The following is a 25158-nucleotide window of genomic DNA, read 5'->3' on the forward strand; positions in this document are numbered from 1 at the left end:
TGCCGCGAAGTCAACGACCCGAATCAGGTGATCTTGATCGGGTGCGTGACCGGCACCCCGACCCGGTACGGCAGATGCAGATAGCTCGGTGCGTCCAGCACGATCAACTCCGGCCGGCAGCCGACGCCGACCCGGCCGATGTCTTCCCGCCGCACGGACTTCGCGGCGCCGACTGTCGCCGCCCGGATCGCCTGCTCGGTGGTCAAACCGCACTCGCGGACGGCCAGAGCGATCATCAGCGGCATCGAACTGGAGTTGCAGGTGCCGGGGTTGCAGTCGGTGGCCAGCGCGATCGTGACGCCTGCATCGATCAGGGCACCGGCGTCGGGATAGGGCGAATGCGTGCAGAATTCCACCCCGGGCAGCAAAGTAGCGACCGTGTCCGAGCCGGCCAGCAGGTCGATGTCGGCCCGGGTCAGATAGGTGCAGTGATCAACACTGGCCGCGCCCAACTCGACCGCCAACCGCACACCGGGCCCCGGACCGAGCTGATTGCCGTGCACCCGGGGCAGCAGCCCGGCCGCGATCCCGGCCTGCAGGATCCGCCGGGATTGGTCCTCGGTGAACGCGTGCGGGCTGTGCGGTTCGCAGAACACGTCGATCCAGCGCGCGTACGGAGCACAAGCCGCAAGCATCTCTCCGGTCACCAGCTCCACGTAGGCGCTCCGGTCTCCGCGGGCCTCCGGTGGCACCACATGACCGCCGAGGAAGGTCGTCTCGGCGGTGAACTCCGCAGCGATCCGCAGCATCCGCTGCTCGTCGGCGACGGACAGTCCGTAGCCGCTCTTGATCTCCACCGTCCCCGTCCCCTGGGCGCGAAGCTCGCGGATCCGCTGTGCCAGCAGGGATCTGAGCTCGTCGTCGCTCGCCGAGCGGGTGGCCTCGACGGTGACCGCGATGCCGCCGCCGTCGTAGGGGGTGCCCGCCATCCGAGCGGCGAACTCCGCGGAGCGATCACCGGCGTAGACCAGGTGGGTATGGCTGTCGACGAAGGCCGGCAGCACGCACCGGCCCTGCACGTCGATCCGCCGATCTGCCTCCGGCGCCCGTCCGGCCGGGCCGACCCAGGCGATCTGCTCGTCGTCGACGATCATCGCCGCGTTGTTGATCAGGCCCAGCTGACCGGTGGCGAGTTCATGATCAGGATCGTTGGTGATCAGTTCCCCGATGCCGGTGATCACGGTACTGCTCACGGCTGCCTCCACAGGGGTTCGATCGCGTCGGCGAGCAGCCGGCCGACGTCGCCGAGCCGATGCCGATGATCATCGACCACGACCATCCCGCCGGTGATCACGGTGTGCACGTCGGACGCGGTCGCGGCCATGATCAACTGGCCCGGCTCGGCGCCGGCGGTGCGGATCGAATCGGTTCGGACCGCGACCAGGTCGGCCCGACTGCCGACCTCGAGCCGGCCGGCGTCGGGCCAGCCGATGCTGTCGTGCGCGGTGGCGGCCTTGATCAACTCCGCCGGGATGAAGCGACCGCGGTGTCCGGTGGCGAGTCGTTCGTGCAGTTCCAGTGCGCGGGCCTCGGCGAAGAAGTCGATCATGGCGTGCTGGTCGGTGCCGAGGCTGAGCGGCGCGCCGGCATCGGCCAATGCCCGGGCCGGGCCGATACCGTCGGCCAGATCGGCCTCGGTGGACGGGCAGAAGCAGGCCGTCGTACGGGTCCGGCCGAGTTCGGCGACGTCGGCAGCCTCCAGGTGGGTCGCGTGCACCGCGGTGGTGCGCCGGCCCAGGGCGTCGGCCTCGGCCAGCAGCGCGGTCGGGGTCATACCGTAGAAGTCCTTGCAGGCTTGGTTTTCTGCCGGTTGTTCGGACAGGTGAACGTGCAGCGGCCGGTCGGCTGCGGCGGACGCGACCGTATGCAGTTGATCACGCGGCACGGCGCGTACGGAGTGGATCGCGGCACCGATCCGCGTGTTGTCGTCCGGCGTCAGCTTGGACGTGCGGGCGGCCCAGGCGTCCGCGTCGCCGTCGCCGAATCTCAACTGCGGACCTGACAGTGCTTGGTGGCCCTGGCCGGTGAGTCCGCCCGCCAGGTAGCAGGTGTCCAACAGGGTCAGCCGGATGCCCGCCTCGGCAGCGGCCTGTCGCAGTGCGGCCGCCATCGCATTCGGATCCGTGTAGGGCGAGCCGTCCGGATTGTGATGCAGGTAGTGGAATTCGCCGACCGCGGTGATGCCGGACAGGGCCATCTCGGCGTAGGTGGCTCGGGCCAGCCGCAGATACGAGTCCGGATCGAGTCGGGCGGCCACCTCGTACATCGCCGTCCGCCAGGTCCAGAAGTTCTCCACCCCACCGGCGGATCCTTGCCCGAGCGGTGTCCTGAGCTTGTCGAAGGGCTGATGGGTACGACCGCGCAGCGCCCGGTGAAAGGCATGGCTGTGGCAGTTGGCGAAACCGGGGAACAGCACGCCCGGCAGGCGATGCGCACTGCCCGGTTCGGCCCCGGTGATGATCTTGGTCCAGCGTCCGTCCTGTTCGGTGAGCAGCACGTTGTCGGCCGGGCCGGTCGGAAGACACGCGTGCTCGGCCCAGTAGTCGGTCATCCGGTCAGCCCCCTGATCACCGTGGTGAGGGCGGCGACGCCGGCGTGGCAGTCCTGCGGACTGGCGTACTCGCGGGGCGAGTGGGAGATGCCGGTGGGGTTGCAGACGAACAGCATGGTGGCCGGGATCCCTGCGGTGGCAAGGATTCCAGCGTCGTGCCCGGCGCCGGTGCCGAGCATCGGGACGTGCCCGCCGAGCAGTTCCCTGACTCGCCCGGTGAGCCCGGGATCGAAGCTGGTGGTCGCCGTCCAGGACTCCTCACCGACGGTGCCGCCAAGACCGTTCACCACCCGGGAGATCTCCGCCACGGCCGCGCGCACGTTGCGTTCGTCCGGCCCTCGAGCATCGAGCCAGCAGACCACCCGGGACGGAATCGCGTTCACCCCACCGGGCTCGACCCGGACCTTGCCGACCGTGGCCACGCAGTCGTGTGCTTCGGCGCTCTGCCGGGCGGCTTCGACGGCAACGGCGCAGGAAAGCATGGCGTCGCGGCGATCCTCCAGCCGGGTGGTGCCGGCATGGTTGGCCTCCCCCGGCAGCTCCAGCCGCCAGCGGCCGTGCGGCCAGATGCCGGTGCCGACGGCGACCGCGGCGTCCCGGTCGATCAAGCCTCGGCCCTGTTCGACATGCAGCTCGACGAAGCCGGCGATCCGCCGCAGGGTTGCCGGGTCCCGGCCGATGTCGACGGCTCGGCCGGCCGCTCGCATCGCCTCGGCCATGCTGATTCCGTCGGCGTCGGTCAGCCCCAGGGCGCGTTCGGCCGACATCGCCCCGGTGATCACCCGGGAGCCGGCGCAGGCGACGCCGAATCGGGCTCCTTCCTCGTCGGCGAAGTTGACCACGCCGATCGGCCGGGCCGGCCGGAATCCCTCACGCTGCAAGCGATCGACGGCCGCCAGTGCACTGATCACACCCAGTGGTCCGTCGTAGGCGCCGCCGTCGGGGACCGAGTCCAGGTGGGAGCCGGAGACGATGCCGGGCATGCCGTCCGGATCACCCCACCAGGCCCACTGATTGCCCAGCCGGTCCTCGGTCAGTTCCAGTCGCCGAGATCTGCACTCGGCGGCGAACCAGTCCCGCAGCAACGCGTCCTCGGGTGTCCAGGCGTAGCGGCGATAGCCGCCGGTGTGCTCGTTGCGCCCGATCGGCAGTAGCTCGGACCACATCCGGTCGAATTGGTCGGTCATGATCATCGCGGCGCGCTCAGCCCTGCAGGTCGGGCGCCGCGGCCTCCTCTGCTGTGTCGGTGGTCGTCGGGCGGTCGAAGGGGATCAGCCGATCGGGTGGACTGCTGGTGCGCTTGGCCCACGGGTAGTAGACGGCCGCGGTCAGCAACAGCCCTACCAGCCAGGAAATGTCGGCACCGCCCAGCGCCTTGGTGATCGGACCGGTGTAGAGCGACTGCGCCAGGAACGGAATCTGCGCCAGTACGCCGACGGCGTAGCTGATCAACGCGGTGGCGTTCCAGGATCCGTAGCGGCCGTGCCGGTCGTAGAGCGCCGGGATGTCCACCCGTTCCTTGGAGACCAAGTAGTAGTCGACCAGGTTGATCGCACTCCACGGTGTGAAGACCATCAGCAACAGCAGCACGAAATTCTTGAAGTTGCTCAGGAAATCTGCGCTGGCGACCAACGCGATGATCACCGATACGGCCAGGAAGCAGAACACGCAGATCATCCGGACAGCCGGGCTGACCCGGTCCCGCTTCAGGAATGCGGTGGCCGTGGTCAGGATCGTCATCGAACCTCCGTACGCGTTCAGTGTGTTGACGGTCAACTTGCCGATCACGATCACCAGATAGATGATCAACGCGATCGCGGCCGGTCCGGCCAGGGTGCCGATGAAACCGACCTGGCTGTCCAGGAAGGTGCTGTTGGGCACCGAGGCGATCAGCGCGCCCAAGGACATCGACCACATCGAACCGATCACGCTGCCGGCGAAGGTGGCGCCGAAAGTCTTCCGCTCCGGCGTATCGGCCGGCAGGTAGCGGGAGTAGTCGGCCACGTACGGGCCGTAGGTCAGCTGCCAGCCGGCGCCGAGCGAGATCGCCAGCAGGAAGCTGACGATGTCGAAGTGCGGGTTGCCGAGCAGGGTGTGCGCACCCTCGTCGACGAAGATCTTGATCGTCAGGTAGAGGAAGCCGAGGATCCCCAGCACGGTGGCGATCCGTCCCAGAGCGTGGATCCAGCGATAGCCGAACGCGGCCACCACGAACGTCAGCGCACCGAAGATCACAATCCCGATCGCCGGGGCGGAGACATGCAGGATGGCGTTGATCGCCTGGCCGGACAGCACGGTACCGGTGGCGGCGAAGCCGAGGTACATGATGATCACCAGAATCAACGGGATGCCGGCACCGAGCACGCCGAACTGGGCCCGGCTGCTGATCATCTGCGGCAGCCCGAGCCGCGGACCCTGGGCCGAATGCAGTGCCATCACCGCACCGCCGGCCAGGTTGCCGATCAGCAGTCCGACGATCGCCCAGATCGCGTGCGCGCCGAACACCACCGCGAGTGCCCCGTCGACCACCGCGGTGACCTGCATGTTGGCGCCGAACCACAGGGTGAACTGATTGAACGGTCTGCCGTGCCGTTCGCTCGCCGGCACCGGATCGATCGTGCGCCGCTCGATCCCGCGGATTTCTGTACTGCTGGTTGTCGTCATCGATCAACCTTCCTGTCGAAGATCCCTCACCTGGTCCCTGAGCCTGTCGAAGAACCTTTCAATTCCCTTCCTGCATAGGGATCCGTACATGTTGCTCGGCCGCCGTCTGCTCGGCGATCTCGTAGCCGGCGTCGACGTGCCGGATGATGCCCATGCCCGGATCGTTGGTGAGCACCCGTTCCAGTTTCTGCGCGGCCAGCTCGGTGCCGTCGGCCACGCTGACTTGACCGGCGTGGATGGAGCGGCCGATGCCGACGCCGCCGCCGTGATGGATGGACACCCAGGTGGCGCCGGAGGCCGTGTTGATCAAGGCGTTCAGCAGCGGCCAGTCGGCGATCGCGTCGGAACCGTCGATCATGCCTTCGGTCTCCCGATAGGGCGATGCCACCGAGCCGGTGTCCAGATGATCACGGCCGATCACGATCGGCGCGCTGATCTTGCCGGAGCGAACCAGTTCGTTGAAGGCCAGACCGGCCTTGTCGCGTTCCCCCTGGCCGAGCCAGCAGATCCTGGCCGGCAGCCCCTGGAAGGCGATCTTCTCCTGTGCGCCCTTGATCCAGGTGTGCAGCCGCTCGTTGTCCGGGAACAGGTCGAGCACCGCCTTGTCGGTGACGGCGATGTCCTGGGGGTCGCCGGACAGTGCAGCCCACCGGAACGGGCCCTTGCCCTGACAGAACAGCGGCCGGATGTAGGCGGGCACGAAGCCGGGGAATTCGAAGGCTCGGTCGTAGCCGCCCTTGCGGGCCTCGTCCCGGATCGAGTTGCCGTAGTCGAACACCTCCGCGCCGTGATCTTGGAACTCGACCATCGCCTTGACATGTTTGGCCATCGAGGCCCGGGCCCGGTCGGTGAACTCCTCGGGCTTGGCGTCGGCGTAGTCCTGCCAGTCGTCAAGATCAACATCTTCGGGCAGGTAGCTCAACGGGTCGTGAGCACTGGTCTGGTCGGTGACGATGTCGATCTCCACGCCGCGGAGCAGCAACTCACCGAAGATCGTCGCCGCGTTGCCGACCACACCGATCGAGGTGGCGCGCTTGTCCTGCTTGGCCCGAGTCGCCTTGTCCACCGCATCGTCAAGATCATCGGCGACCTCGTCCAGGTAGCGGTGCTCGACCCGGCGACGCAGCCGGGATTCGTCCACGTCCACGATCAGACAGACACCACCGTTCAGGGTGACGGCCAGCGGCTGCGCGCCACCCATCCCGCCGCAGCCGCCGGTCAACGTCAGGGTGCCGGCCAGCGTGCCGCCAAACCGCTTGTCCGCCACGGCGGCGAAGGTCTCGTACGTGCCCTGGACGATGCCCTGGGTGCCGATGTAGATCCACGACCCGGCGGTCATCTGGCCGTACATGGTCAGCCCGAGCTTCTCCAGCCGGCGGAACTCCGGCCAGGTCGCCCAGTCGCCGACCAGGTTGGAGTTGGCGATCAGCACCCGCGGCGCCCACTCGTGGGTCCGCATCACGCCGACCGGCCGGCCGGACTGCACCAGCATGGTTTCGTCCGGGGCCAGCGTGGTGAGGGTCCTGATCATCGCGTCGAAGGACTTCCAGTCCCGAGCAGCACGACCGGTGCCGCCGTACACGACAAGATCATCGGGCCTCTCGGCCACCTCGGGATCGAGGTTGTTCTGCAGCATCCGCAGTGGTGCCTCGGTGCTCCAACTCCGTGCCGTCAACGTGGTGCCGCGCGGAGCGCGGACCAGGCGTGCGCCTTCCATGATCATCTTCCTTTCCACAGAGGGTCCTGCGCTTGTCGAAGAACCGCTAACCCAACTCACCGACAACCCCCTGTGCCGCCGCAACCGCACGACCCTCGGCAACCACCGACACCGCCGCCTCGATCTCCGGCGCCAGGAACCGATCCGGTCCGGGACCCTGGGTGTGCTTGCGCAGTTCGCTGATCACCGCTCGACTGGCGGGAGAGGGGTCCAGCGGTGCCCGTAGTTCGAGACCTCGAGCGGCGGTGAGCAACTCGATCGCCAGCACTCGGGTCAGCCCGTCGATCGCGCGCCGCAGCTTGCGGGCCGCCGACCACCCCATGGAGACGTGATCTTCCTGCATCGCGCTGCTCGGGATCGAGTCTGCCGATGCGGGGTTGGCCAGCCGCTTCAGCTCGGACACGATCGCCGCCTGGGTGTACTGCGCGATCATGTGCCCGGAGTCGACTCCGGGATCGTCGGCCAGGAAGGGCGGCAGGCCGTTGCTGCGTGCCTTGTCCAGGAACCGATCCGTACGACGTTCGCTCATGCTGGCCACATCGGCGGTCACGATCGCCAAGAAGTCCAGCACATAGGCGATCGGGGCGCCGTGGAAGTTGCCGTTGGACTCGACCCGACCGTCGTCGGTGACCACCGGATTGTCGATCGCCGAGGCGAGTTCGCGCAGAGCAACGGTCTCGGCATGATCAACAGTGTCCCGAGCGGCGCCGTTGACCTGCGGCGCACAACGCAACGAATAGGCATCCTGCACCCGTGTGCAGGCTGCCGGATCGCGGTGGGACTCGCGGATCGGACTGTCGGCCATCAGCCGGCGCAGGTTGCCGGCGCTGATCGACTGGCCCGGGTGCGGCCGCAGCCGCTGAAGATCATCGGCGAAGACGTCGTCGGTGCCGAGGAGCCCCTCGACACTCATCGAGGTGGCGAGGTCGGCGGTGATCAACAACCGCCGCAGGTCGGTGATGGCCAAGATCAACATCCCGAGCATGCCGTCGGTGCCGTTGATGAGTGCCAGCCCTTCTTTCTCCACCAGCTCGACCGGCTCGATGCCGTACTCGGGCAGCGCGTCGGCGGTGTGGCGGCGTACGCCGTAGCGATCCCGCAGCTCGCCCTCGCCCATGATCGCCAACGCGCAATGCGCGAGCGGAGCAAGATCACCGGAGCAGCCGAGCGATCCGTACTCGTGCACGACCGGGGTGAGTCCGGCGTTCAGCAGCGCGGCATAGGTGTCGGCGATCACCGGGCGGACACCGGTGTGCCCGGTCGCCAGGGTGGACAACCGCAGCAGCATCAGCGCCCGGACCACCTCCGTCTCCACCTCCGGCCCGGAGCCGGCGGCGTGGGAGCGGATCAGACTGCGCTGGAGCTGGGTCCGGGACTCGGCCGGGATGTGCCGGGTGGCCAGCGCGCCGAAGCCGGTGGAGACGCCGTAGTGCGGGATGGTGTCGGCCGCGAGGCCTTGGACCACGGCCCGGCTGGCCGCCATCGCCGACCGCGCGGAGTCGCTCAACCGAACGGCTGCCTGATGCCGCGCGACGGCGACCACGTCATCGAAACTGACCGGTCCGGTACCGATCTCCACCTCAATTGCCATGGAGGTATTACATCCACGCCGCAGCATCCGCCGGCACCCCTGACGCGGCATACCTGTCTGGGATCTGAGACGTCACGCGCTCGACCAGGCAGAATGCTCGGTGTGACCAACGTGCCCGCCGCGACCCAGGCGCTGGCCGTGCTGCAACTGCTGGCGCGGCACGCCGACCCGTTGCCTGCCGTCACGATCGCCCGCGAACTGGACCTGCCGCGGTCCTCGACCTACCACCTGCTGGCGGTGCTGCGTGAGGCCGGCTTCGTCAGCCATCTCGGCGAAGATCGGCGTTGGGGACTCGGCATCGCCGCGTACGAGTTGGGTTCGGCCTACTCGCGGCAGGCCCCGCTGCAGCGGATCGCCCGGCCGGTGCTGCGGCAGCTGGTGGACACCACCACGCACACCGCACATCTGGTGATCCTGCACGGCAACGACGTGCTCTACGTGATCGAGGAACGAGCACCGCGCCGGCCGTCGCTGGTGACCGACGTCGGCGTCCGGCTGCCGGCACAGCTGACCGCATCCGGTTTGGCGATCCTGGCCGCGTTACCGGCACCCCAGGTGCGGGCGCTGTTCAGCGATCGCGCCGATTTCGTCGTCCGGCACGGTGGCGGGCCGCGATCCCTGACCGCGCTGCGTTCGGAGCTGGCGCAAGTCCGCCGCCGTGGCTACGCCAGTGAACAGGGCTCGGTCACGCCAGGGCTGTCCTCGGTCGGTGCCGCGGTCCATGATCACACCGGACATCCGGTGGCGGGGCTCGCCGTCACCTATCCCTACGACTCGCTCGGCCCCCACGAGCACGAGCGGATGGTTGCCGCCGTCCTGTCCTCGGCGGAGGACCTGAGCAGAAGGCTGGGTCACCGCGGCGAACTTGCTCGATAAACGGGCTGCATTCGGGCGAAGGGGAACCGCAGTTTCGTCGAGCAAGTCCGCGATCGGGTGACCGTAGCTAGGCTGCCGCCATCGGGTCTCGGAGGGGGTCACCCAGATGGCGTTGCGAGAACTGACCGAGCCGGCGTCATTGACGTTGCCGAACGGTCGCTTGAACCGTGATGCCGTCGGCTGGGCCCGGCGGCCGCTGCTGAACACCGACGGCATCGGCCGCGACGGCCGCCGGTTCTTCGGCCGGAACAAGCGCTGGGAGTACTGGTGCATCACCACACCGACCCACATCATGGCCCTGACCGTGTCCAGCGTCGATTACGCCGCCGTACACGAGATGTGGGTGTTCGAGCGGGACTCCGGACGTAGTCGGGACACGGCGGTGACGCTGATCCCGGCCCGCGGCGTACGGCTGCCCGGGACCATGGCCCGTGGGCCGGCACGGGGTCGGGCACGGTCGCTGCAGATCCTGATCGACGAGACGCCGACCGGGACCCGACTTCGGGCCGAGTCGGCAGGAGCATCCTTCGACGTGGTGGCCGAGCTGCCCGATGATCATGAACGGCTGGCCGTGGTGGTGCCGTGGAGCGACACCCGCTTTCAGTACACGGTCAAGGATGTCGCCCGGCCGGCGCGCGGATCGGTGACCGTCGACGGTCGCACCAGCGACGTGCCCGCGGGCGAGTCCTGGGCGGTACTCGATCATGGTCGAGGGCGTTGGCCGTACGACATCCGCTGGAACTGGGGCGCCGGTTCGGGTCGTACCGATTCTCACGTGATCGGCATCCAACTCGGCGGCCAGTGGACCGACGGCACCGGCTCGACCGAGAACGCGATCTTGATCGACGACCGGCTGCACTACATCGACGAGCCGGTGGACTGGGACTTCGACCGGACCGCCTGGCGCCGGCCCTGGCGGATCACCGGCGGCGGCCTGGACGCGACCTTCGAACCCTTCCACGACAAGGTTTCCCGCACCAACCTGCTGGTCCTGTCCTCGTCCACCGATCAGTACTTCGGTCACTGGTCCGGCACCTTCGCCGCCGCAGATCGCGAACCGGTCTCGTTCTCCGGCATCCTCGGCTGGGTCGAGGACGTCCACAACCGCTGGTGAGATCCGCTGCCCAGCTGCGTCTGAGCCGCAGAACCGAAGGTACGCGACGAAAGAGCCTGAACGTCAGCGGATCCTCTGCGCTTTCGTCACGCGAGCCGACTGGAACCCAAGTAGGACTTGGCGATCCGAGCCAGGGTGACCTGGCCCGTGGCCCGGAACGGATGCAGCGGATCGGGCGCCAGGGAGCCGGTCGGACCGCCGAGTTCGGTGTGCGCAACCGCGCTCATCACCGTGTACGCGTCCTCGCGGGTGAACCCGTACTCGTCGACCAGCGCCGCAAAGAGATCTTCGTAGGCGTGATCGATCGACACCTGCACCGGGTCGCCCAGACCGACGCACACCAGCTCGTCGGGGGTCTCAACGCGAGGCGCACGTAGCCGGCGACCGGTGATCACGTCGACGCTGATCATGGCCCGGCCGGCGATCTCAATCGCCACGAAGGAAGATTCGCCGCGACTCATCACCGCATGCAGGTCGCCGATCGACAGCAATGCACCTGGCACCTCAACCGGCAGGTAGACCGTTGAGCCGGGTCGCGCATCGGTCAGGTCCATGTTGCCGCCGGTCGGATAGCTGGGCATCACCGTTGACATCTCGCCCGACGCCGGAGCGACTCCGATGCAGCCGATCATCGGCGCGGTCGGACAGCTGAGCCGATCGGTCAGCTGCACGACGCCGTCGGAGACCGGCACTCGACGGACGTACCACTCCTCGCCCATCGGCGCGGCCAGCGCACCGGCGCCGGGGATGTAGACCGACCAGCCGTACTCGCTCAGCTCGATGTCGTGGATGGTCACCGCCAGCACATCCCCGGGCCGTGCGTCCTCGACGTACACCGGGCCGGTGACCGGGTTGAGCGTCGCGGTGATCCTGCTCAGGTCTCGCAGTTCCTCCATCTGAGCGTACGCGTCGTCGTCGGTCTCGAAGCCGATCACCTCACCGGTACCCGGCCGGATGCTCAACACCGGCTCGATCTCCGCCGAGAAGCCGGCCCTCGACCGATCCTTGGTCAGAAGCTGAGTCATGATCATCACTCCTTGCTGGATGCTTCGATCGAGTCGGCGCGGTGCTCGGGCAGGATGCCGATCCCTCGCCGGGTGTAGTAGATCAGCACGCCGATGCCGATGATCAACCAGGCGATGCCGCCGATCTTCGCCGCGGGTTCGGCGTTCCAGAGCACGAACCCGATGATGCAGAAGCCGATGATCGGCACCACCCAGTGCAGCAGGATGTTGGACGAACGGCGGCGTACTCCGAAGAAGATCATCACCGACAGATGCAGCAGCAGGAACGAGGTCAACGCGCCGAAATTGACCAGGCTGCTGATCAAACCGATCTGGCCCACGAAGAAGAGCCCGAGCACCAAAGTAATGCCGGCGACCAGCAGGATCGCCCGTTCCGGCACTCGGTTCTTGGCGTTGATGTGCGACAGAAAGCGCGGTAACTGGCCGTCTCGGCTCATCGAGAACAGCAGCCGGGAGGTGGCGCTCTGCGCAGCAACAGCGTTGGCGATACCCACCGCAAGCGCGTTCATCGCCAGAAACGCCACCTGCCAGGCGTGGCTGGAGACCCGCCCGACGATGTCGAAGAACGCGTTGCCTGCTTGGTCTTCCGGGAAGGAGGTTGTGTTCGGCACGAGCATCCCGGCCAGCCAGGTCTGGGAGATGAAGAAGATCGCCACCACGACCAGACCGCCGATCATCGCCACCCCGGCAGACTTGTGCCCGCTCTTGCTCTCCTCCGCCAGCGTTGCGATGCCGTCGAAGCCGAGGAACGACAGTACGGCGATGGAGAGCGCGGTGGCCACCAGCGGGGCGCTGAAGTATTCCTTGTTGAACAACGGCGTGGTGGTGAAGGTGGCGCCGTCGATGCCCTTGGCGATCGCCGTGATGGCCATGATCACGAAGATGATGATGAAGATCACCTCGGCGGCCAGGAACAGCCGGTTGACCACGGCGGTGAAGGAAATGCCGATGTAGTTGATCGCCGTGTTGATCAACAGGAAGACGATGATCCACGCCCACTTCGGCACCGCCGGGAAGATGCCCGACATCGACTCGGCCGCGAACACGTACAGCAGGGTCGGGACCAGCAGGTAGTCCAGCCGGTCGGATCGGACAGCACCACCTCGGGCGCGAGCATGCCGCCCCAGGACTGTCCGAGCAGGTGGAAACGATCCCCGACGCCGAGATGGTCGACGACGGCTCGCAGTTCGTCGACGAAGAGTTGCACTGTCCAGAAGTCGGCCGGCGCCTCGGGCAAGTGGGTGCTCTCGCCACAGCCGAGTTGGTCGTAATGGATCACTGCCCTGCCCTGGTTCGCCAGGTTGGCCATCATCAGGGTGTAGTTGTGTGCCGCGCCCGGGCCGCCGTGCAGCACAACCAGCGGAGCCCGCTCCGATCGATGATCAAGGTCGCCGGTGACGCGATACCAGGTCCGATGGCCGCGGAACGGCACCGTCCCTGTCCTGCTCGGATCGGGGAAACGTGGATCTCGGGTCTGGACCATGCAACCACCTCGGGGGCGCGATCAGGCTCCGTCGCGGAGCTGCCGGAGCACTGAGCCCACCCTAGGGGAATGAGCGCGACCGAGGCCGGTGATTCGGCTATCGGTGCAGCACCTTCTTGGCCAACACGTTACCGAGCAACTGGGCACCCTGGACGATCACGATCATGATTAGCACGGTCACCCAGGTGACGGCCCAGTTGAACTGCTGATAGCCGTACGTGATGGCGAAGTCGCCGAGACCGCCGCCGCCGATGTAGCCGGCCATTGCGGACATGTCGACGATGCCGATGAACATGAAGGTGTAGCCGAGGATCAGCGGCGCCAGCGCCTCCGGAATCACCACCGAGAAGAGGATCCGCAGCCGGCTCGCGCCCATCGATCGGGCCGCCTCGACCACGCCGGGATCGACGGCGACCAGGTTCTGCTCGACGATCCGGCCGATCGCCACCGCGGCCATCAACGACATCGGGAACACCGCCGCCCGGACTCCGATGGTGGTGCCGATCGCAGCCAGCGTCAGCGGTCCGATCGCGGTGATGAAGATGATGAACGGGATCGGCCGGACGATGTTCACCACCACATTGAGAATGGTGAAGATGATCTTGTTCTGGGCCAGGTTTCCCGGCCGGGTCGCATATAGCGCGGTGCCGATGATCAAGCCGCCGATGCCGCCGGCGAACAAGGTGATCACCACCATGATCACGGTCTGCCGGAAGGCAGTCCCCAACTGCGGCAGCAGCGTTGTCCAGTCCATGATCAGCGGCTCCCGACCGGCCACTCGGTGACCGTGGTGATCTCGGCCAGCGACGAGACCGTCTCCCGGATCGCGTCCGCCTCCCCGGTCAACTCGAAGGTCAGGGATCCCAACGGACGTTCGGCGATCTCGGAAATCCCGCCGTAGATCACCGCACTGTGCACCCGCGGGTCGCGCAGCCGGTCGAAGATCGCCGCGCGCTGATCGATCACGCCGACCGTGACGATGGTGCCGCCGTGATCACCACGCAATCGCTCGATCACCGCGGGATCCGGCAGATCATGCAGCACCGACTGCACGAACCGCCGAGTCGCCGTCGCGCGTGGTCGGGCGAAGACGTCGAACACGTCGCCCTGCTCGACGATCCGGCCCTGCTCCATCACCACCACCCGATCGCAGATCGAGCGCACCACGTCCATCTCGTGGGTGATCACCACAATGGTGGTACCAAGATCACGATTGATCCGCCGCAACAGGTCCAGCACGTCGGCGGTGGTCTCCGGATCCAGGGCGCTGGTCGCCTCGTCGGCCAGCAGCAGCTTGGGTCGGGTGGCCAATGCCCGGGCAATGCCGACCCGTTGCTTCTGACCGCCGGACAGCTGACTGGGGTACGCGCCCGCCCGGGCCGACAGTCCGACGAAGTCCAGCAGCTCAGCCACCCGGGCCTCGCGTTCCGCCCGGCCGAGCCCGGCCAACTTCAACGGATAGCCGACATTGCCGGCCACCGTACGGGAGGCGAAGAGATTAAACTGCTGGAAGATCATCCCGACCTCCGCGCGGACCCGGTTGAGTTCCCGCTCCGACAACTTTCCAAGATCAACATCGTCCAGCAGCACCGACCCCGAGGTCGGCCGTTCCAGCGCGTTGATCAACCGCACCAAAGTGGACTTGCCGGCTCCGGAGTAGCCGATCACGCCGGTGATCTCGCCGGAGTTGATCTCCAGATCGACGTTGTCCACGGCTCGCACCGCCGTCGGACGGTCGAACTGTTTACTCACTCCGGCGAGCCGCACCAGCGCCGGCATCAGCGGTTGGCCTTGATCTGATCTTCGATGGTGGTCAGCGTGGTCTGCAGATCCGACTCGGAGTTGGTCTTGAAGGTGCCGTCGGTGCCGAGGTCCTTCTTTACCGCAGCGACCACCTCGGGATCGTGATACAGCTTGGCCAGCTTGAGATAGGTCGGATTGTTCTTGTCCGCGGCCCGGGCCACGAAGGCGTTGATGTAGGGCTTGAACTCCGGCGCGTTGGCGTCGTCGGTGTAGATGATCTGATCCTTGGTCAACTTCGCCGCGGTGGCGTAGTTGTTGTTGACGATGGCCGCATCGACGCTGGCCAGGCTGGCGGCGGTCTGGCTGGCGTTGACCGGCACCACCGTCACCTTGCTGGATGCCTCGACATCGGCCGGCGTGGACAGCGAGTTGCCGCCGTCCTTCAGCGTGATCAACTTCGCCGCCTGCAACACCAGCAGGGCCCGAGCCTGATTGGTCGGATCGTTCGGAATCGCGACCTTGCCGCCGGCCGGGATCTGATCGACTGCGCTGTGCTTCTTGGAGTAGAGCGGCAGCGGGTAGACCGCCGTCGCACCGATCGGCACCAGGTCCTGATTGGACTGCACGTTGTAGTCGGCGAGGTACTGCAGATGCTGGAATTCGTTCAGGTCCAGCTGCTTCTGCGCCAGCGCAGGGTTGGGTTGGTTGTAGTCGGAGAAGTTCACCAGCTCGACCTTGATGCCTTCCTGCTGGGCCTTCTGCTTGTACGTCTGCCAGTACGGCTCCGCGCCGTCGGTGACGCCGATCTTGACCGTCTGGTTGGCGTCGCCCGCCTGGGAGCCGGTGTCGGAGCCGCAGGCGGCGGCGAACAACAAGGCCGCGGAGGCTGCGAAAACGCCGAGAACTCGCGGCAACCGGCGTACGAGATCGCTTGTGGACATGGGATTCCTTTCTGTCCTGCCGCGCGGCTGGGCGCACGACCAGGGCCGGTCGGTACGCGAATCGCTGCGTACGAACCGGATTGGGATGAGGAGGGTGGACTGTCGGTGAGCCGGGCTCACCAGAAGATCAACAGGGCTGGGGTTTCAAGCAGCCGGGGAATCAGCGGCAACAACGCATGGCGCGCCGCAGATCGCGGCCGCCGGGCATTCGGAGCTGTTGCGTAGTCACCCGGACACCGTACGTGGCGATCCGTGGGACGCCAGTTGATCATCCGGATAGCAAGATGCGCATCCACCATTCGGACAGCCGTATGGTGAGGCCATGATCATCGCCTTCAGCATCTCCCCCTCGGCACCCGACGAGACCGGCTCGGTTTCTGCCGCCGTCGCCGAGGTCGTCCGCATCGTCCGTGACTCCGGTCTGCCCAACGAGACCAATGCGATGTTCACCAACCTCGAGGGCGAATGGGACGAGGTGATGGCCGTCGTCAAGCAGGCCGTGGACGCGGTCGCCGCACGTTCGCCGCGAGTCAGTCTGGTCCTGAAAGCAGACATCCGGCCGGGCTACACCGGCCAGCTCACTGCCAAGGTGGAACGGGTCGAGGAACGCCTGCGCTGACGGCGTTCCCGCTCCCTCGGTGATCTAAGGTTCTGCCACGAATCACCCGATTGGCAGGTCGCAGCTGGTTGAGCCGAGGAGCACACGTGGCAGACAGTGGTTGGTATCCCGACCCGAGCGGGATACCCGGCCGCTATCGGTACTGGGACGGGCAGCAGTGGTCCCCGGCGACCAGTGCCGATCCGTCCGCTCCGCCGCCGGGCGCGAATCCACAGCCCCGACGGGGGCGCGGCGGAGCGCTGATCGCGGCTCTTGCCGCGGTACTGGTGCTCGCGGTGATCGTGACGCTGGCGGTCCGATCGTTCGGAACCGGCCGGGACTCGGTCCGCGATGATCCCCATCCGCCGCCGCCAACGGCCAGCGGCTGGGACGACTCGAGCCCGCTGCCGACCGCATCACCGACCCCGACCAGAACGCCCTCGCCCAGCCCGTCCGAGCATGATCCCGGCGACGACGCGTCGGTCCGTCCGCCGGGCCAGGTTGCCTGTGCCGACGGCAATCCGTCGGCTCACGAGCTGCACCCCGGCGACGGCCGGATCCACGGCGGCCGGTTGTCGATCGCCCAACCCGGCGGCAGCTGGGTCCGCGACGACGGGTACGCGGCCGGGCTCAGCTACGCCTGGGACGTCAGCGGCGCCTCCGACACCGTCGAGACCTACTGGTGGGCGATGCTCGCGGTCGGCGCGTTGCACGCCACCGACGGGTTCAAACACCCCAAGCAGGCGGCCGAAGCGCTGATGCAATGCACCGCGACGTCGGGCTACTACCAACATCGCACCGGGGTGAAAACCCTGTCCAGCAAGAGATTCACGCTGGCCGGACACTCCGGCTGGGCGATCCGCTCCGAGATCCGGGTGGACGATCCGCGGGTGCATGCCGAGGGCGACGTGGTAGAGGTGATCGTGCTCGACACCGGGGACGCCGGCCGGTTGTCGTTCTTCGCCGGATTCGTCCCGATCGGTGACGCGGCCAGAATCGACACGCTGGACAACACCATCGCCGGACTGCGGGTCGACTGATCAATTGCATGGCCGGATTACTGTCTGGTCACAGACAGAACTGCGGCCGAGGGTGATGCATGGCGATGACCGGGTGGTATCCGGATCCGGGCGGTATGCCCGGGCGCTATCGCTATTGGGACGGCGAATCCTGGTCCGAGGCCACCACCGACGACCCGGCCGATCCGCCACCCGGCACCGGCGGTCCGTTGCCGCCGCGGGAGGACAGCCACCATCCCGGTCGCGCCGTCGGCATCGCGGCTCTGGTGCTGGTCGTGGTCGTGGTCAGCGTGGTGTTGATCATGCGTCGTACCGACGACGTCGGCAGTCTTGATCTCGATCCGGCGTCCGCGCCGTCGACCAGCGGCTGGCAGAGCGCCGGGACGGCTACCGGCTCGAGCACCGCTCCGTCCGCTCCCCGGACCGCCGACGGGTCGTCGGCTACCGCCGGCACCTGCCCGGCCGGCCAGCCGGCCGATCTTGCTCTGCATCCGCAGGACGGCAGGATCCACGGCGGACGGTTGTCGATGGCACCGGTACCGGGCTATTCGGATCCCGAACCGGAGTACATGCTCAGCTGGATGTGGGACACCCAGGGGGTGAACCAGACCACCGAGCCGGGCTGGCAGTCGATCTTCGCCGTCGGCGAGGTACGTCGTACGGCGGGGTTCTCCACCACCGAGGAAGCCGCGCACAGTTCGCTCGGTTGCGCCATCCGTACCGACTGGTATCTGAACTACACCGGCCGCAAGGACATCCGGGACGCGGCGATCACGGTCGACGGGCATCCCGGCTGGATCGTGACCGCCGAGATCCACGACGACACCCCGCAGATCCGGGTTGCCGGTGATCAACTCACCTTCGTGGTGGTCGACGACGGCCGGCAGGATGCATTCTCGGTGTGGTGTGGCATGGTCCCGTTGGGTGATCAACAGCGGCTGGCGCTGGACCAGAAGGTTTTGTCCGGGCTGAAAGTGGGCGGCTGACGGCCGAGTCCGCGCGTGTCCTGGCCGGATCCGGCGTCCGCGCTGGCTACGTTGACCGTTATGGCCGAGCCCGGGTGGTACCCCGATCCCTCAGCCTCCCCCGGCCGGTTCCGCTATTGGGACGGTGAGCGGTGGGCGGCCGAGTCGGTCGCCGACCCGAATCGCCGGCGGCGGATCATCGTGATCGGCAGCGTGCTCGCGCTGGCCGTGGTGATCATGGGCGCGTTGGTGATCATCTTCCGTCCCGACCACAATCCCGTCGGTACGCCGCCGCCGGTGATCGCCAGCGGTCCGTCCAGGTCCTCGACGGCCGGCTCACCGACACCCGGTTCCCGTACCACGTCGACAGCTTCCGACGCCGCGTCGCCGACCTCGGCCGGCTCGACCCCGACGGCGAAACCGCCGGTCACCCGGTGCCCGGACGGCGAACCGACCAGGACCGTCGACCACCCCTCGGACGGCCGAGTGCACGGCGGAGCGCTCTCCTTCCAGCCGATCTCCGGGTCCGGCTTCGGCAAGCCGGACGTTCTTGATCATTTCGGCTGGTGGTACGACGAACACGGCCAGCAGGCGAAGATCACCGACGACGACACCGGATCGGTCTGGCCGCAATGGATCGCCGTCGGCACGGTCGCCATCCAGCCGGGATTCCAAACCCCACAACAAGCAGCCGAGCTCTCGACCCGGTGCGCGATCAGCGCCGGCGACTACCGCGGCTACACCGACAGCAAGACGATCAGCAGTGCCAAGATCACCATCGACGGCCAGGACGCGTGGAAGACGATCACCGAGGTCAGCGTTGCAGGGCGGGCGATGAAGGGCGACCAGATCACCGTGATCGTCGTCAACGCCGGACCGCCCGGCTCCTATTCGATCTTCCTCGGCACCGCCCCGATCGGCGACCCCGACCGGACCAAGATCATCTCCACCGCGGTCTCCGGACTCCGCGTCGACGGCTGACCTGTCTATTTCTTGATCGCGTAGCGCAGGTGGGTGACGCCGGCTCCGGGCACGACCTCGAGGGGCGAAAGCTTGACGTGCTGGGTCAACGGCGCGAAGAACGGTCGGCCCGAGCCGAGCAGCACCGGCACTTGATGCAGGATCACCTCGTCGACGAGGCCCGCGTCGATCGCCGACGCGAGCGTGACGCCGCCCTGGATCCCGACGTCCTTGCCGCCGGCGAGTTCACGAGCCCGCTCGAGTGCGGACTCGACGTTGCCGGCGAAGCTCTGCCGGTCCGAGTCGACGTACTCGGCAGGCTGGGGGCGATGACTGACGACCACCATCGGAGCCGTGGGATGAGGACTCCCGCCCCCGAAGCCCTCACAGTCGTCGTAGGTCGTACGGCCGGTGACCACCGCACCGACCCGGTCGGCGAGCGCCGTGAAGTAGGCGGAGTTGTGTGGGTCGCTGTACCAGTCGAACAGCGTGCCGCCGTCGCCCAGGCCGCGACCCGGCCCGGGGTCGCGGCCGGTGATGAAGCCGTCGACGGACACGGCCAATGCGGCGAAGATCATGATCCACTCCTTCGGGGTTCCTTGAAGAGACCCCAAGACCGTAGCACACCGAGTTTCCCCAGGGAACCCCGAGAGGTAGGGTCGAGCCATGCAAAGGACCCAGTTCGGTACGGCGGCGTGCTCCATCGCGCGCACCTTGGACGTCATCGGTGAGCCGTGGTCGCCGCTGATCCTGCGGGACGTCTGGGTCGGGATGCACCGCTTCGACCAACTCCAGGCCGACCTCGGCATCTCGCGCAAGGTGCTCACCCAACGGCTCAACCATCTGGTCGAGCAAGGGATCCTCGAGCGCCGCGCGTACGACGCGCGCCCCCGGTTCGACTACCACCTCACCACGAAGGGGGCCGACCTGGTCGAGATGCTCATGGTGATGGTGCGCTGGGGCGACCGGTGGCTCGCCGGACCCGACGGTCCGCCTGTCCTCTACCGCCACCACGCCTGCGGCGAGATCGCACACGTCGACCCGCGCTGCAGCCACTGCGGCGAGCCGATGCATCCGAACGACGTCGACCTGATCCCCGGCCCGGGCGCACACTGACGCTACGAGCGGAGGCTCCTTAGCCCAGTGCGGATTTCGCTGATCAGGATCTCGGGTTGCTCGAGAGCTGCGAAGTGTCCGCCTTTGCCCGCTTCGCCATAGTGAATCAGGTTGGAGTAGGTGTCTTCGATCCAGCTTCGTGGCAGTCGTGGGATGTCGCGCGGGAACACAGTGACCGCGACCGGCAGCGTGAGCTTTGGGCCAGCTAGGCTGCCCGAACTGTTCTCCCAGTAGATGCGGCCGGACGACGCGGCACTGTTTGTGAACCAGTGCAGCGAGATTGCGTCGAGCATGTCATCAGTGTTGAGCGCGTACTCGGCGAGCCCGTTGTTGTCCGTCTTGGATTGAAACTTTTCGTAGATCCAGGCGGCCTGGCCGGCCGGAGAGTCTGCCAGGGCGAATCCGACGGTCTCCGGCTTCGTCGCCTGGAGGTGGTTTGATCCGCCGAGATTGCCGGTGTAGAGGGCGAGGGTGTCCACGGCGTAGCGTTCTTCGGGTGACAGCGTTTCAGGGATTTGTGCGGGGAAGGCGTACTGAGTGTTCAAGTGAATCCCGAGAAGGCCGACAGGCCGCATCGCCCCGAGGGCGGAGGTTACGACGGCACCCCAATCACCGCCTTGCGCGGCCCAGTTCTCATAGCCGAGACGCCTCATGAGGTCCACCCATGCGGTTGCGATACGTGACACGGTCCACCCGGTCTCGGTCGGCTTTTGGGAAAACCCGAATCCAGGCAGCGACGGAATGACGACGTCGAATGAGTCTTCGGCCGCTCCTCCGAACGCCACCGGGTCAGTGAGTGGGCCAATGAGTTGCAGGAACTCGACGATCGAGCCGGGCCAACCGTGCGTCAAAATCAGCGGCATAGACTTCGGATTCTTCGACTTAACGTGGATGAAGTGAATGTCCAACCCATCGATCGCCGTCACGAACTGAGGAAAGCGGTTGAGCTCTCGTTCGAATCGGCGCCAATCGTATTCTCGCCCCCAGTAGTCGATCAGCGATTTGGCATTCTCCAAGCGGACACCTTGCGTCCAATCGGGGACAGTTTCCGCGTTCGGCCATCGCGTTCTGGCAAGTCGTAACTTCAGGTCCTCGATCTCGGAGTCCGAGATCGCGACGGTGAATGGGCGGATAGAGGTTGTAGGCGCGGGTGCCGATGAGGTCATTGTCTTGCTCTCCTGAACTTTCGGTTCGGGTGTGGCTTCCGGAGCGACTACGCGGCTCCGAATTCAGGGCATCCCTGCCGCCTGCCTGCGATGCTTCCGGGCTTGCAGTTGGGCTTGTGCCGTGGTGATGGCCGCCGCGAGGGTCACCCGGTCGTAGCTGCCGTAATGACGGGCGCCGTTGATGAAGAAGGTCGGCGTGCCAGTGGCGCCGCTCAGATCCGCCGACTCGACATCCTGGGCGACCCGGGCCTGGTGAGTGTGGTCCGACAGCTCGCGGTCGAATCGATCGACGTCGAGCCCGAGCTGGCGGGCATGCCGGAGCAGATCGTCGGGCGTGAGCTGATTCTGTTGGGCCAACAGCAGATCGTGCATTTCCCAGAATTTTCCCTGCGTTGCGGCGGCTTCGGTGGCTTCGGCGGCCAGCAGTGCATCGGGGTGCACATCGGTCAGTGGGAGATGACGCCAGACGAATCGCACATCCTCCTCGGCCAGCAAAGAACGAGCAATGGATTCCGCCTGGCCGCAGTGCGGGCATTGGAAGTCACCGAATTCGATCACCGTGATCGCGGCGTCGACCGGACCGCGGACGTGGTCCAGCTCGACGTCGACGGCCGGTACCAAGTCCTGAACGACACTGGCATCCCCGATCAGGGTCCGTGCTCGACGCTGTGCCGGCAGTAGGCCGATCATCCGATAGATCAGCCAGGTGAGGAGCGCGGCCATCGCTGCCGCGCTGAGCACACCGAGCTTCGCCTCGGCCAATTCCATACCGCTGAAGGCACGGTCGGCGATCAGGAGGGCAACGGTGAGACCGATACCGGCCAGCGTTCCGCTGCCGAGGACGCCGCCCCAGCCGATCGGTGGCTGCGCCCGGCCCTTGCTCAGTCGCGTGACCAGGAAGGATCCACCGAACACGCCGACCGGCTTGCCGATCACATAACCGGCCAGGATGCCGAGGGTGAGTGGACTGGTGTACGCCTGGCGCAGGAAGCCAGGGCTCAAGGCGATGCCGGCGTTGGCCAGGGCGAAGACCGGAACGATCAGGTAGCTGGTCCATGGGTGGAACCGCGCCTGGAGCCGCTCGTTCGGCGACAGGGTGGTGGTCAGGCTGAGGCTGGCCGAGCGGGCAAGATCGGGGGTGGGTTGTTCACGGAATTGTCTGACCAGCCGGGTCGCTTGCTCCAGGCGGTTGCGTTCGGGGGTGTAGGCCGAGGCGGACAGGCCGGTCAATAGGCCGGCAACGACAGGATCGACGCCGCTGTTCAGCAGCGCGGCCCAGAGCAGAAAGCCCAGTAATCCCGGCAGCCACCGCGGCCCAAGGTGTAAGGCCGTGCTGAGTAGGAGCAGGCCGAAGGCGACCGCGGCGGCGATCAGGTTCGGCACTTGGATGTCGTTGCTGTAGACGAACGTGATCACCAGCAGGGAGGCGAGATCGTCGACCACGAAGATGGTGAGCAAGAAGACCCTTACGCGTTGGGGTGCGCCGCGGCCGACAATGTTGAGTAGTCCGAGCGCCAACGCGGTGTCGCTGGACATCGTGACGCCCCACCCTTGGCCGGCCGGGGTGGCGGCGTTGGCTGCCAGGAAGATGAGGATCGGGATCGCCATCCCGACCAGGGCCGCCAGGAAGGGAAGTATCACTCGCCGACGTTCGCGAAGGTCACCGAGGTCGAACTCGCGCCGGGCCTCGAGCCCGACGACGAGGAAGAACAGCGTCATCGCTCCGTCATTGACCCAGGTCCGCAGATCGTGGGCGACGCTGAGGTCACCGACGCTGATGCCGAGCCGGGTCTGCCACAACGCGTCGTACGACCCTTGGGCGGCGTTGGCCCAGACGAGTGCCAAGACGACTGCTCCCAGCAGCACGCCGCCGCTGCCAGACTCGGTTTGCAGGAACGCACGCAGCGGCGAACCGCGCCGACGCCTCCACAGGCTCTGCGCGGTCGAGTCGGTCGCCGTCGTTGCCATCAGCCACGACTGCTGTCAGGACACATCTGGGCCCGTCGGAGGATCCCCTGCCAGGACGCCGCAACCAGCCAGCTGGCGACGAAGACCGCCTGGGCGACCAGTCCGAGCCGCACGTATGAGTTGCTCATCGACAACGCTCCTTCAGGGTTGTAGCCGAGGTTCTGAGCAGTGTTTGCTCAGGACGGGTTGCTGTTTGACCGTGGGCGACTCAGCCGGTGAATTCGTCGACGCCGAGGGCGAAGTCCCAGTGGCCGACCCCGTTGTTGGCGAGGCTGACGGTGAGCAGGCCCATTCCTTCCAGCCAGTGCGCCATCTTCAGACCACCGGCGTCCACGGGGCGCAGCCCGAGGCTCTCGATGAATGCCGACACGTCCGCTTTGGCCTGCGCGTTGTCGCCGGCGATGAAGACGTTCGGCCGGCCCTCCTCCAAGACGTTGCGGAAGATCGTGTTGAACGCCTTCACCACGCTGGCGTCGGCCGGGGCCACGTTGGCGGCTTCCTGCGCAACAGAGGTCTCCTCGCCGTAGGCCAGTCCGTCGAACGTGGCGTTGAAAGGGTTGCTGATGTCGACGATGACTTTGCCCGCGAGGGCGTCTGCGTACTCGACGACCACGGGCACGACAGCGTCGTACACCAAGGCGGTGATCACGATGTCGCCGGCCGGGACCGCGCCCCACTCGCCGGTCGTCGCGCTGCCGCCCAGCGCCTTGGCCAGGTCTTCGGTCTTGGACTGATCGCGGCCCATGACCTCGACGCTGTTGCCGCCGGCCACCGCCAGCATGCCGATCGCGCGGGCCATGTTCCCCGTACCGATAAGGGTGATGCTGCTCATGAGGTTGCTCTCTTCCCACTGGAGTGATGAGGAATCCGAAACAGCTCGGCCCTTAAGAACACCGGTCTGTGTACGTAACGTATCCGTGATGGGCCACCAGCGCAAGCTAAGTACACCGATCGGTACCGACTGTTTTATGCTGAGGTCATGACCGAGTTGGAGAAGGGCCCGTTGGGCCAGCGCCGCGGCAGAGGCGCACGCGAACGCATCCTCAGCGCATCCCAGCAGCTGTTCCGCGATCAGGGCATCACTCGCACCGGCATGGACCAACTCTGCGCCGTGGCCCAGGTGTCCAAGCGCACCGCCTACCAGCACTTCGCCAACAAGGACGAACTCGTCGCGGAGTACCTACGCCACTTCAATCCCGACAGAACCATGCCCGGCGCGTTCGAACGCACCGACCTCTCACCTCGCGAACGACTCCTCGCCGCCTTCGAACTGCCCCCATCCACGCCGCTATGCCCCTACCTCGCGGCGGCCGTCGAACTCCACGACCCCGAACATCCCGCGTCCCAGTACGCGCGCGACTACAAGATCGCCGTCGCCGCGCGATTCACCGAAACCGCCCGCGAAGCCGGCGCCACCAACCCCGAGCAACTCGGCGAACAACTCGCCCTGCTCCTGGACGGCGCCTCGGTCCGCACCCGAGTCCTCAACAGTGATTCCTTCCCCACCGCCGCCGCCATCGCCGCCGTCCTCATCGACAACGCCATCCCCAAGCCATCCGCACAGCAGCCCACCGGTGACCACAGAACCACTGGATCAACGCCGGCTCCGGTGGAAGGCCAATGACAGCTGGTCTCCCATCTCCGCGCCGGCAGCCGGGCAC

General features: G+C 66.8%; 25 protein-coding genes. 8 read left to right on the forward strand and 17 right to left on the reverse strand.

Translation table 11 applies throughout. From position 1 onward, the window contains the following. Positions 1–23: 23 nt before the first annotated feature. The 6 genes from hutI to hutH are packed head-to-tail and all read right to left on the reverse strand — an operon-like array spanning position 24 to position 8523. Positions 24–1193 carry an imidazolonepropionase gene (hutI, locus tag FOE78_RS19305; protein WP_143987724.1) on the reverse strand — a complete coding sequence of 390 codons (1170 nt, stop codon included), beginning with the start codon at positions 1191–1193 and terminating at the stop codon, positions 24–26. Beyond that, entirely contained in the window at positions 1190–2551 is a 1362-nt protein-coding gene (locus FOE78_RS19310; protein WP_143987725.1) for a formimidoylglutamate deiminase, read from the reverse strand. The genes hutI and FOE78_RS19310 overlap by 4 nt, the downstream gene beginning before the upstream one ends. Further along, positions 2548–3744, reverse strand: a complete 1197-nt coding sequence (locus tag FOE78_RS19315; protein ID WP_323125698.1) for an allantoate amidohydrolase — start codon at positions 3742–3744, stop codon at positions 2548–2550. The genes FOE78_RS19310 and FOE78_RS19315 overlap by 4 nt, the downstream gene beginning before the upstream one ends. A 10-nt stretch (positions 3745–3754) precedes the next feature. Next, positions 3755–5215 (reverse strand): purine-cytosine permease family protein, encoded by a 1461-nt coding sequence (locus tag FOE78_RS19320; RefSeq protein ID WP_143987726.1) that lies wholly within the window; start codon positions 5213–5215, stop codon positions 3755–3757. Between the two features lie 58 nt (positions 5216–5273). Further along, positions 5274–6932, reverse strand: a complete 1659-nt coding sequence (gene hutU, locus FOE78_RS19325) for a urocanate hydratase (RefSeq protein WP_143987727.1) — start codon at positions 6930–6932, stop codon at positions 5274–5276. Between the two features lie 46 nt (positions 6933–6978). Next, positions 6979–8523, reverse strand: a complete 1545-nt coding sequence (gene hutH / locus FOE78_RS19330) for a histidine ammonia-lyase (RefSeq protein ID WP_210414676.1) — start codon at positions 8521–8523, stop codon at positions 6979–6981. 102 nt (positions 8524–8625) lie between these two features. Here hutH and FOE78_RS19335 point away from each other — a divergent pair, with 102 nt between their 5' ends. Together FOE78_RS19335 and FOE78_RS19340 are read left to right on the forward strand one after the other, a co-directional pair. Continuing rightward, positions 8626–9399, forward strand: a complete 774-nt coding sequence (locus FOE78_RS19335; protein WP_456081880.1) for an IclR family transcriptional regulator — start codon at positions 8626–8628, stop codon at positions 9397–9399. Positions 9400–9505: 106 nt separating this feature from the next. Beyond that, positions 9506–10513 (forward strand): DUF2804 domain-containing protein, encoded by a 1008-nt coding sequence (locus FOE78_RS19340; protein ID WP_143987730.1) that lies wholly within the window; start codon positions 9506–9508, stop codon positions 10511–10513. Positions 10514–10599: 86 nt separating this feature from the next. On the opposite strand, the gene FOE78_RS19345 is transcribed toward FOE78_RS19340, so the two are convergent. The 6 genes from FOE78_RS19345 to FOE78_RS19370 form a co-directional block, all read right to left on the reverse strand. Continuing rightward, positions 10600–11538, reverse strand: a complete 939-nt coding sequence (locus FOE78_RS19345; protein WP_143987731.1) for an acetamidase/formamidase family protein — start codon at positions 11536–11538, stop codon at positions 10600–10602. A gap of 5 nt (positions 11539–11543) precedes the next feature. Further along, positions 11544–12584 (reverse strand): APC family permease, encoded by a 1041-nt coding sequence (locus FOE78_RS19350; RefSeq protein ID WP_210414677.1) that lies wholly within the window; start codon positions 12582–12584, stop codon positions 11544–11546. Continuing rightward, a complete protein-coding gene (locus FOE78_RS19355) occupies positions 12509–13021 on the reverse strand; it encodes an alpha/beta fold hydrolase (RefSeq protein WP_143987733.1) in 513 nt (170 codons plus the stop codon). Before FOE78_RS19355 ends, FOE78_RS19350 begins: the two co-directional genes overlap by 76 nt. Before the next feature lie 97 nt (positions 13022–13118). Beyond that, on the reverse strand, positions 13119–13775 hold the full coding sequence (locus tag FOE78_RS19360; RefSeq protein WP_143988945.1) for a methionine ABC transporter permease: 657 nt from the start codon (positions 13773–13775) through the stop codon (positions 13119–13121). 2 nt (positions 13776–13777) lie between these two features. Then, positions 13778–14800, reverse strand: a complete 1023-nt coding sequence (locus FOE78_RS19365; RefSeq protein WP_143987734.1) for a methionine ABC transporter ATP-binding protein — start codon at positions 14798–14800, stop codon at positions 13778–13780. Continuing rightward, on the reverse strand, positions 14800–15705 hold the full coding sequence (locus FOE78_RS19370) for a MetQ/NlpA family ABC transporter substrate-binding protein (RefSeq protein WP_143987735.1): 906 nt from the start codon (positions 15703–15705) through the stop codon (positions 14800–14802). Before FOE78_RS19370 ends, FOE78_RS19365 begins: the two co-directional genes overlap by 1 nt. 322 nt (positions 15706–16027) lie before the next feature. Here FOE78_RS19370 and FOE78_RS19375 point away from each other — a divergent pair, with 322 nt between their 5' ends. From FOE78_RS19375 to FOE78_RS19390, 4 genes are all read left to right on the forward strand, one after another. Next, positions 16028–16324, forward strand: a complete 297-nt coding sequence (locus tag FOE78_RS19375) for an MTH1187 family thiamine-binding protein (protein WP_143987736.1) — start codon at positions 16028–16030, stop codon at positions 16322–16324. Between the two features lie 86 nt (positions 16325–16410). Continuing rightward, the gene (locus tag FOE78_RS19380) at positions 16411–17343 is read left to right on the forward strand and encodes a DUF2510 domain-containing protein (RefSeq protein ID WP_168207601.1); all 933 of its coding nucleotides are present in this window, start codon (positions 16411–16413) and stop codon (positions 17341–17343) included. Between the two features lie 59 nt (positions 17344–17402). Further along, complete coding sequence (locus FOE78_RS19385; protein ID WP_143987738.1) at positions 17403–18308, forward strand: DUF2510 domain-containing protein; 906 nt, start codon at positions 17403–17405, stop codon at positions 18306–18308. Positions 18309–18368: 60 nt separating this feature from the next. After that, on the forward strand, positions 18369–19268 hold the full coding sequence (locus FOE78_RS19390; RefSeq protein WP_143987739.1) for a DUF2510 domain-containing protein: 900 nt from the start codon (positions 18369–18371) through the stop codon (positions 19266–19268). A 5-nt stretch (positions 19269–19273) separates the two neighbouring features. Here the strand turns inward: FOE78_RS19390 and FOE78_RS19395 are convergent, their stop codons facing one another. Beyond that, positions 19274–19825 carry a dihydrofolate reductase family protein gene (locus FOE78_RS19395; protein ID WP_143987740.1) on the reverse strand — a complete coding sequence of 184 codons (552 nt, stop codon included), beginning with the start codon at positions 19823–19825 and terminating at the stop codon, positions 19274–19276. Positions 19826–19913: 88 nt separating this feature from the next. Between FOE78_RS19395 and FOE78_RS19400 the strand changes: the two genes are divergently transcribed. Continuing rightward, positions 19914–20363 (forward strand): winged helix-turn-helix transcriptional regulator, encoded by a 450-nt coding sequence (locus tag FOE78_RS19400; RefSeq protein ID WP_143987741.1) that lies wholly within the window; start codon positions 19914–19916, stop codon positions 20361–20363. A 2-nt stretch (positions 20364–20365) separates the two neighbouring features. Here the strand turns inward: FOE78_RS19400 and FOE78_RS19405 are convergent, their stop codons facing one another. From FOE78_RS19405 to FOE78_RS19415, 4 genes are all read right to left on the reverse strand, one after another. After that, positions 20366–21529, reverse strand: coding sequence for an epoxide hydrolase family protein (locus tag FOE78_RS19405; protein ID WP_143987742.1), 1164 nt, complete (start codon positions 21527–21529; stop codon positions 20366–20368). A gap of 63 nt (positions 21530–21592) precedes the next feature. Then, on the reverse strand, positions 21593–23497 hold the full coding sequence (gene nhaA, locus FOE78_RS19410; RefSeq protein WP_143987743.1) for a Na+/H+ antiporter NhaA: 1905 nt from the start codon (positions 23495–23497) through the stop codon (positions 21593–21595). After that, a complete protein-coding gene (locus FOE78_RS24480) occupies positions 23497–23625 on the reverse strand; it encodes a hypothetical protein (protein WP_266094990.1) in 129 nt (42 codons plus the stop codon). The genes nhaA and FOE78_RS24480 overlap by 1 nt, the downstream gene beginning before the upstream one ends. Positions 23626–23705: 80 nt before the next feature. Further along, positions 23706–24329, reverse strand: a complete 624-nt coding sequence (locus tag FOE78_RS19415) for an NADPH-dependent F420 reductase (RefSeq protein WP_143987744.1) — start codon at positions 24327–24329, stop codon at positions 23706–23708. Positions 24330–24476: 147 nt separating this feature from the next. On the opposite strand from FOE78_RS19415, the gene FOE78_RS19420 reads away from it, so the two are divergent. Further along, on the forward strand, positions 24477–25121 hold the full coding sequence (locus FOE78_RS19420; protein ID WP_143987745.1) for a TetR/AcrR family transcriptional regulator: 645 nt from the start codon (positions 24477–24479) through the stop codon (positions 25119–25121). The last annotated feature ends 37 nt before the right edge of the window (positions 25122–25158 follow it).

Origin of the sequence: Microlunatus elymi, assembly GCF_007362775.1 — a bacterium.
GTDB lineage: Bacteria > Actinomycetota > Actinomycetes > Propionibacteriales > Propionibacteriaceae > Microlunatus > Microlunatus elymi.